Here is an 8,150-nt window from a genome sequence, read left to right as displayed (position 1 = left end):
CCGCGGCCTCGCCTCCCGCCGCGAGGCGGACGACTGGATCGACGCGGGCTGGGTCAAGGTGGACGGCGAAATGGCCGTGCTCGGCCAGCGCGTGAAGCCCAATGCCCGCATCGAGATCGACCCGGCCGCGCACACCCAGCAGGCCAAGCGCATCACGGTGCTGATCAACAAGCCCATCGGTTACGTCAGCGGCCAGGCCGAAGACGGCTATGAGCCGGCGGTCGTGCTGGTCACCGCCGCCAACCACTGGGAAGAAGACCCGACCCAGAAGCCCTTCCACGCTGGCCACGCCCGTGGCCTGGCACCCGCCGGCCGGCTGGACATCGACTCCACCGGCCTGCTGGTGCTGACCCAGGACGGCCGCGTGGCCAAGCACCTGATTGGCGAGCACTCGCTGGTCGAGAAGGAATACCTGGTGCGGGTCGAACCGATGGGCGAAGGCCCGTTCCCACCGGAAAACCTGGAAAAGCTCAACCACGGCCTGTGGCTGGACGATGTCGAGCTGAAGCCGGCCAAGGTGAGCTGGGCCAATGAGGACCAGCTGCGCTTTGTGCTGCGCGAGGGCCGCAAACGCCAGATCCGCCGCATGTGCGAGCTGGTGGGCCTGAAGGTGACGGCACTCAAGCGCGTGCGCATCGGCAGCGTGGTGCTGGGCAAGCTGCCTGCGGGCCAGTGGCGCTACCTGCGCGAAGATGAGCGTTTCTGACACGAGCACCGCGTTGCCTGCCGCGGTGCCGGCACCGCGCCTGACCGAAGCGCAGCTTGCGCTGGCGCTGTCGCTGCTGCTGGGCCTGCAGCCCCTCACGACCGACCTGTACCTGCCCGCGTTGCCCTTGCTTCGCCACGCGCTGGGCGCCGGCATGGCGGCCGCGCAGCTGACGATGTCCGCGCTGCTGCTCAGCTTCGGGCTGGCGCAGCTGCTGATGGGGCCGCTGTCGGACCGTTTCGGCCGCCGCCCGGTGCTGCTCGGTGGGCTGTTCCTTCATGCACTGGCTGGCGTGGGCGTGGCGCTGGCACCGGACATGGCGACGCTGATCTTGCTGCGCGCGGTACAAGGCGTGGGCATGGCGGCCTCGGTTGTTTGCGCCCGGGCGATGGTGCGCGACCTTTACGAGCCTTTCGAAGGCGCGCAGGTCATGTCGCGCGGGCTGTTCGGGCTGGGTGTCATCGCGATGCTGGGCCCGGTGCTAGGCGGCATGCTGGCAGCCAGCCTGGGCTGGCGCGCAGCGATGGCCGCGGTGGCGCTGGGCGGTGCGTTGACGCTGCTGTTCGTCTGGCGCACGCTGCCGGAAAGCCTGCCCAGTCGCAACCTGCAGGCGCTCAACGCCGGACCGCTGGCGCGCACCACTGCCGAAGTGCTGCGGCACCCCGGTTTCCGTGCCTGGACCGCGCTGATCTCGACCACCTACGGCGGGCTGATCGTGCTGCTGGCCGGCTCGCCGTTTGTCTACATTGGCACACTGGGGCTGGCACCCTGGGCCTACGGGCTGGTGATGGCCTCGGCCTCCGGCTCGTACATGCTGGGCACGCTGGCCTGCAGGCGACTGGTGCCGTGGCGCGGGCTGGCGGGTGCGGTGCGCATCGGTGGCGTGATGTCGCTGGCTGGCGGGTTGCTGATGCTGGCCTGCGCCAGCCCGGCGCAGCCGCCGCTGGCCGGCGTGCTGGTGGCGCATTGGCTGTACGTGTTCGGCCATGGCATTCACCAGCCTTGTGGCCAGGCCGGCGCGGTCGGCGCGTTTCCGCAAGCCGCCGGTCTCGCCTCGGCCTTGTCCGGCTGCATCCTGGCACTGGTGGCGTTTGCCATCGGCCTGGGCATGGGCCGCGCGATGAACGGCCAGTTGGCACCGCTGGCCATCGGCCTGGCGCTGGCTTCGCTGGCGGTCATCGGCGTGGCTTTCACGCTGGTGCGCTGGCATGGCGAACCCAGGCGCATCGCCGCCGCATGAACCGGAACGCGCTGGACTGGATCGGCCTGGCCGGGCCGACCGCCTCGGGCAAGACCGCCGCCGCGCTGGCGCTGGCACAGGCGCTGCCGGTCGAGATCACCAGCGTCGATTCGGCGCTGGTCTACCGCGGCATGGACATCGGCACCGCCAAGCCCAGCGCCGCCGAGCAGGCGCTGGTGCCGCATCACCTGATCGACATCATCGAACCCGAGCAGGCCTACTCGGCCGCGCAGTTCGCGCGCGACGCGAAGACGCTGATCGCCGAGATCCAGGCACGCGGCCGGCTGCCACTGCTGGTCGGCGGCACCATGCTGTACTTCAAGGCACTGGTCGACGGGCTGGATGAATTGCCGCAAGGCGATGCCAGCTTGCGCGCTGAACTGGACGCCGAAGCCGCCCGCCTGGGCTGGCCGGCCATGCATGCCAGGCTGGCCGAGGTGGACCCGGTGAGCGCGGCGCGGCTTGCGCCAGCGGATGCGCAACGCGTGCAGCGTGCGCTGGAGGTCTGGCACCTCACGGGCCAGCCGCTCTCAAGCTTCCACTCGCGCGCCGAGACGCCCGCTGCACCGGCTCGGCACCTGTTGATTGCGCTGGAGCCGCTGTCACGCGCCTGGCTGCACGAGCGCATTGCGCTGCGCTTCGAAGCGATGCTGGCGCAGGGCTTCCTTGCCGAAGTGCAGGCACTGCGCGCGCGCGGCGGGCTGCATCCAGGCTTGCCGTCCATCCGCTGCGTGGGCTACCGCCAAGCCTGGGAAGCGCTGGACGCCGGGTTGTCAGGCCAGGCCCTGCACGATGACCTGATGGCCCGCGGCGTGGCCGCGACGCGCCAGTTGGCCAAGCGGCAACTCACATGGCTGCGCAGCATGGCCCGGCAGGTGGTGGCCTGCGACGGAGGGGATCCCGCCGACGAGGTGCGCAGGCAAGTGCTGCAGGCGATCCAGGCGCGCTGACTCTAGGCCGGATTGAACGGCCCACAGCGCCCGCGCTTGCGGAGTATCAAACGACGAGCTGGCGCGGCCCCCTAGCATGGCAGCATGCCCGTCATCCTTCACCAATCGCCGGGCCACCAGTGCCTGATGTTTTCCGACCTGGCCGACGAATCCGGCGGAGAGGCGGTTCAGTCCAACCAGTTCCTCATCGTCGACGACGGGACGGGCGCCATCATCGATCCGGGGGGCAACCTGGCCTACTCCGAGCTGTATCTGACGATGACGCGGCATTTCCCGCCGCACAAGCTCTCGGCCATCCTGGCCTCCCATGCCGACCCGGACATCGTCGCATCGCTGGACCGCTGGACCACTTCCACGCCCAACGCCAAGATCTACGTGTCCACGGTGTGGGAGCGCTTCATTCCGCACTTCTGCAAGCCCGGCAAGACGATAGGCCGCATCGTCGGCATTCCGGACCCTGGCATGCGCATCCGCATCGGCAGGCATGACCTGATCGCGCTGCCGGCGCACTTCCTGCACGCCGAGGGCAATTTCCAGTTCTATGACCCGGTCAGCAAGATCCTGTTCTCGGGGGACCTGGGCGTCTCGATGGTGAGTGGCGAGATCGCCAGGACGCCCGTCTCGTCGCTGGCCACGCTGTTGCCACGCATGGAGGCCTTTCACCGCCGCTACATGGTCTCGAACAAGGTCCTCAGGCTTTGGGCCGACATGGTCAGCCCGCTGGACATCCAGATGCTGGTGCCGCAGCACGGAGCGCCACTGACCGGCCCGGCCATCGGCGAATTCATCGCCTGGGTGCGCGAGCTGCAGTGCGGCATCGACCTGATGGGGCCGCGGCACTACCAGGTCCCTGCGTAGGAAAGCGGAGATGACAAAGCGGCCTGCAGGCCGCTTTGTCATGGGGCGTCAATGCGCGATCAGGATGGCGTGACCGAGCGCGACGGGTCGCTCTGGCGCGGCAGGATGGGCGCAGCGCGCACGCAGTTGCGGCCGGCGTCCTTGGCGGTGCGCAGCGCCGCTTCGGCTTCCTGGATCAGACCGTCCAGCGCCAGTTGGCCAGCGTGCACATGGGCCACGCCCACGCTGACGGTGGCCACCACATGCGCCTTGTCCCAGCGGAAAGGCGTTGCGGCCACCTGCTGGCGAATGCGCTCGGCTGCGTCCAGCGCACCCAGCGGGTCGGTGTGAGGCAGAAAGACGGCCAGTTCGGCGCCACCGAAGCGGGCCAGCACGTCAGACTGGCGCAGCGTGGCGCTGACGCGGCGGGTGACTTCGAGCAGGATCGCGTCGCCACAGCGCTGGCCGAGGTTGTCGTTGATACGGCGCAGGTGGTCGGTGTCGATCAGCAGCAGCGCGCCGTCGTCGCCGTAGCGGCGGCAGCGGGCCCATTCGCGGTCGGCCAGGCGCAGGAACTGGCGGCGGTTGCTGACACCGGTCAGTTCATCGTCCACGCACAGCATTTGCCGCTGCTGGGTGGATTGCGCCAGCGCGCTGGCCAGGTTCAGCGCCACGCCGCCAGTCAGCAGCGCGGGCACCAGCGCGATCGCGGCGCCGGCCAGCGCGGCAGGCCACGAAGCGTGGTCCATCCACATCAGCACGGCCGCGACAAACGCGCCTACACACAAGGCCACGCCGAGCTGAAACAGCCAGGCGGAGCGCAAGCCCATGCGGGTGACGGCGCGTGAGAGCCGGTGTGCCCAATCCATGTCGAGGTCGGTTGAGGCCATGCCAGAAGGACAAAAAATGTCAGTAATTATTCCAACACATTTCGGCTGCGATGTGCGTTTCCTTCAGTGTTGACAACGTGAGGAAATGGGTAAAGCAACCCGGAATTTCACTCACGCCGCAGCCGGCTTCACAGGCGCGGGTGCGTGCGCTTGACCGGTCAGGCGATCTGAGATTAAAGTGATATCACTTTGATTTCTGGCCGTTGGCCGCCGAGGAAACCTCATGCAGACCCCCGCCCGCACGGAAAATCCGTTCCATTCGCTCAACGGCTACGCGATGATCGCCGCCGCGCTGGCGCTGATCCTGGCCGGCGCGCTGTCGCTGGTGCTGCAGGTGCTGCCGCTGGTCGCCAGCATCCTGCTGGGTGTGCTGCTGGTGCTCAGCGGAGTCATCACGCTAGCCGGCCTGTACATGCTCCAGCCCAACACCGCGCGCATCCTGACGCTGTTCGGCCAGTACCGCGGCACCGACAGGGCCGAAGGCCTGCGCTGGGCCAACCCGCTGTTCGCCGGCCGCAGCGTCTCGCTGCGCGCTCGCAACTTCAATGCGCCAACGCTGAAGGTCAACGACAAGCGCGGCAACCCGGTGGAGATCGGCGCGGCCGTGGTCTGGCGGGTGCGCGACACCGCGCAGGCGGTGTTCGAGGTCGATGATTTCGAGTTGTACGTGAAGGTTCAGGCCGAAACCGCGCTGCGCCACCTCGCCTCGCAATACGCCTATGACCACACCAGCGATCCGACCGACAGCGCGGCCACCCAGGCTGCAGCCGCGGAAACGACGCTGCGCGGCAGCATCGACGAAGTGGCCCATGCCTTGAAGACGGAACTCCAGGCGCGCTTTGGCGCAGCTGGTGTGGAGGCGCTGGACGCCAAGCTGACCCACCTGGCCTACGCACCGGAAATCGCCCAGGTGATGCTGCGCCGCCAGCAGGCCGAGGCCATCGTCGGCGCGCGCACGCAGATCGTGCTGGGCGCGGTCAGCATGGTGGAAGCCGCGCTGCGCGGCCTGTCCGAGCGCGACATCGTGGTGCTGGACGACGAACGCAAGGCGGCGATGGTCAGCAACCTGCTGGTGGTGCTGTGCGCCGACAAGGACACCCAGCCCATCATCAACACCGGCACGCTGTACAACTGACGCGCAAGGCCTGCCATGTACCACCGCATGCAAGACACCGCTTCGCCATCCAGCTCGCCGCTCGACGAGATCTACCTCGAACGCCAGTACGCCAGCCTGCCGCTGCTGGGCCTGCTGCTGGCACTGGGCCTGGGCCTGCCACTGGCGATCCTGGCCGACCTGCGCAGCGGCGGCCAATGGCACGACACCTTGCCGGTCTACGCGCTGATCGTCGCGGTGCAGGCCGGGCTGCTGCTGACCTTTGGCCGCTTCAGCGTGTCGCTCAACGCCGAGCGCCTACGCTGGTCCTTCGGCTGGATGGGCTGGCCGCGCGGCCAGGTGCTGCTGGCCGACATCCAGCGCGTGGCGCCAACCCGCACCCGCTGGACAGAAGGCTGGGGCATCCGCGCAACGCGCAACGGCATGCTCTACAACCTGCGCGGCCTGCAAGCAGTGCAGCTCACGCTAAGCGACGGGCGCACCGTGCGCATCGGCTGCAGCGAGCCAGCGGCCCTCGTCAACCTGCTGGCACCCCGCCTGGGCAACAGGCCGGGGACGGGCCGCTGATGGCCAGTCCGGGCAAGAAGAGCTACCCGCTGCGCATCGACCCTGCGCTGTGGGCCGAGATCGAGCGGCTTGCGGCGCAGGAGTTGCGCAGCGCGAATGCACAGGTCGAGTACCTGCTGCGCGAGGCGCTGGCCAGGCGTGGGCGCCTGCCCGCACCACCCGCGGCGGACGGGCCCAAAGAAGAAGCGGCCAGCCAGGACTGAAGCTCGCCGGCCGCTTTGGTCGATCACCTCACGCGACGCAGAGCCACCACCGCCGGGCCGTCCCAAGGTGGCGGCTCAACCCGCTCGGCGGGTGGTGCTGCGTACTCGCGGCACCGAGTGCCCCATCAATGCGCACCACCCGCGTCGGCCGGTGTGCCACCGGCATGCGGCGCGGGGCGTTTGGTCAGCCAGATCAGGCCGATCAGCAGCACGAACAGCACGGCCGAGCCGATGAAGATGTCGTCGGCCGCGCGGGTGAAGGCCTGCACGTCGATCAGCCGGTTGATCTGGATCAGCGCCTGGTCGGTCGTCAGGCCCGCCTGGTTCAACCCGGTCAGCGCGCCACTCAGGGCGTCCTGCTGGCCGGTCATCGGCTCGGTCAGGTGCGCGTGGTGCAAAGCCGCGCGGCTCTCCCACAGCGTCGTGGCGATGGAGGTGCCCATCGCACCCGCAGTGATGCGCACGAAGTTGCTCAGGCCGGCCGCGGCAGGAATGCGTTCCGGCGGCAGGCCAGACAGCGTCAGCGTCGTCAGCGGAATGAAGAAAAACGCCATCGCCGCGCCCTGGATCACCGTGGGCACAAGGATCTGCATGAAGTCGGTCTGCGGTGTGAAATGCGAGCGCATCCACAGCACCAGCGCGAAGACGATGAAGGCCCCTGTGGCCATTTTCCTTGGGTCCCATTCACTGACCTTCTTGCCCACCAGCGGCGTCAGCAGAATGGCGAACAAGCCCACCGGCGCCAGCGCCAGGCCCGCACTGGTCGCCGTGTAACCCATCCATTGCTGCAGCCACAGCGGCATCAGCACCACGTTGCCGAAGAACAGGCCGTAAGCCACCGACAGCGCCAACGCGCCAAACGCGAAGTTGCGTCCCTTGAACAGCCGCAGGTCGACCACCGGGTGTTTCTCGGTCAGCTCCCACACCAGGAAGACGGCGAACGAGATGCCCGCGACCAGCGCCAGGATCACGATCTGGTTGGAGGCAAACCAGTCCAGTTCCTTGCCCTTGTCCAGCATCAGCTGCAGCGAGCCCACCCACAGCACCAGCAGCGTCAGGCCGACGGTGTCGATCGGCAACTTGCGGATCGTGGTTTCACGGTCGCGGTAGATCCACCAGGTGATGCCCGCGGCCAGCAGGCCGACAGGCACGTTGATGTAGAAGATCCACGGCCAGGAAACGTTGTCGGTGATCCAGCCGCCCAGCAGCGGGCCCACCACCGGCGCGACCAGCGTCGTCACGCCCCATAACGCCAGCGCCATGCCAGCCTTGGCCCGCGGATAGCTGGACAGCAGCAGGGTTTGCGACAGCGGGATCATCGGCCCGGCCACCAGGCCCTGGGCCACGCGGCAGACCACCAGCATTTCCAGCGAGGTCGCGAAGCCGCACAGCCAGCTGGTCAGCACGAACAGCAGCACGCTCATCGTGAACAGCTTCACCGCGCCGAAGCGCTGGGTGAGCCAGCCGGTGAGCGGCACCGAAATCGCATTGGCCACGCCGAAGCTGGTGATGACCCAGGTGCCCTGGTTGGGGCTCACGCCCACGTCGCCGGCAATCGCCGGGATCGACACGTTGGCGATGGACGAGTCCAGCACGTTCATGAACGTGGCCAGCGACAGCGAGATCGTGCCCAGCAGCAAAGG

General features: G+C 68.2%; 9 protein-coding genes. 7 read left to right on the top strand and 2 right to left on the bottom strand.

What is annotated here, in order from left to right; translation table 11 throughout:
• The 4 genes from FKP22_RS14390 to FKP22_RS14375 form a co-directional block, all read left to right on the top strand.
• Positions 1-706, top strand: a 706-nt coding sequence (locus FKP22_RS14390) for a pseudouridine synthase (protein ID WP_141288167.1), incomplete at its 5' end; no start/stop codon positions are given.
• Positions 693-1,946, top strand: coding sequence for a multidrug effflux MFS transporter (locus FKP22_RS14385; RefSeq protein WP_141288166.1), 1,254 nt, complete (start codon positions 693-695; stop codon positions 1,944-1,946). The genes FKP22_RS14390 and FKP22_RS14385, both read left to right, overlap by 14 nt.
• Entirely contained in the window at positions 1,943-2,896 is a 954-nt protein-coding gene (gene miaA / locus FKP22_RS14380; RefSeq protein ID WP_141288165.1) for a tRNA (adenosine(37)-N6)-dimethylallyltransferase MiaA, read from the top strand. Before FKP22_RS14385 ends, miaA begins: the two co-directional genes overlap by 4 nt.
• An 84-nt stretch (positions 2,897-2,980) precedes the next feature.
• On the top strand, positions 2,981-3,754 hold the full coding sequence (locus tag FKP22_RS14375) for an oxygen-binding di-iron domain-containing protein (RefSeq protein ID WP_141288164.1): 774 nt from the start codon (positions 2,981-2,983) through the stop codon (positions 3,752-3,754).
• A gap of 59 nt (positions 3,755-3,813) precedes the next feature.
• Here the strand turns inward: FKP22_RS14375 and FKP22_RS14370 are convergent, their stop codons facing one another.
• Positions 3,814-4,602, bottom strand: coding sequence for a GGDEF domain-containing protein (locus tag FKP22_RS14370; RefSeq protein WP_170200907.1), 789 nt, complete (start codon positions 4,600-4,602; stop codon positions 3,814-3,816).
• A gap of 244 nt (positions 4,603-4,846) precedes the next feature.
• On the opposite strand from FKP22_RS14370, the gene FKP22_RS14365 reads away from it, so the two are divergent.
• The 3 genes from FKP22_RS14365 to FKP22_RS14355 are packed head-to-tail and all read left to right on the top strand — an operon-like array spanning position 4,847 to position 6,507.
• Positions 4,847-5,758 carry an SPFH domain-containing protein gene (locus FKP22_RS14365; protein ID WP_141288162.1) on the top strand — a complete coding sequence of 304 codons (912 nt, stop codon included), beginning with the start codon at positions 4,847-4,849 and terminating at the stop codon, positions 5,756-5,758.
• Positions 5,759-5,785: 27 nt separating this feature from the next.
• Positions 5,786-6,304: a hypothetical protein gene (locus tag FKP22_RS14360; protein ID WP_141288161.1), complete on the top strand. Its 519-nt coding sequence runs from the start codon at positions 5,786-5,788 to the stop codon at positions 6,302-6,304.
• Positions 6,304-6,507: a type II toxin-antitoxin system antitoxin gene (locus tag FKP22_RS14355; RefSeq protein ID WP_141288160.1), complete on the top strand. Its 204-nt coding sequence runs from the start codon at positions 6,304-6,306 to the stop codon at positions 6,505-6,507. The genes FKP22_RS14360 and FKP22_RS14355 overlap by 1 nt, the downstream gene beginning before the upstream one ends.
• A 125-nt stretch (positions 6,508-6,632) precedes the next feature.
• Here FKP22_RS14355 and FKP22_RS14350 read toward each other — a convergent pair whose 3' ends face one another.
• On the bottom strand, positions 6,633-8,147 hold the full coding sequence (locus tag FKP22_RS14350; protein WP_141288168.1) for a DHA2 family efflux MFS transporter permease subunit: 1,515 nt from the start codon (positions 8,145-8,147) through the stop codon (positions 6,633-6,635).
• Between the last annotated feature and the right edge of the window lie 3 nt (positions 8,148-8,150).

This window comes from Ideonella azotifigens, assembly GCF_006519715.1.
Taxonomy (GTDB): domain Bacteria; phylum Pseudomonadota; class Gammaproteobacteria; order Burkholderiales; family Burkholderiaceae_C; genus Ideonella; species Ideonella azotifigens.
Note: the sequence above shows the minus strand (reverse complement) of the source record. Positions and strands in the feature narration are given on the sequence as shown.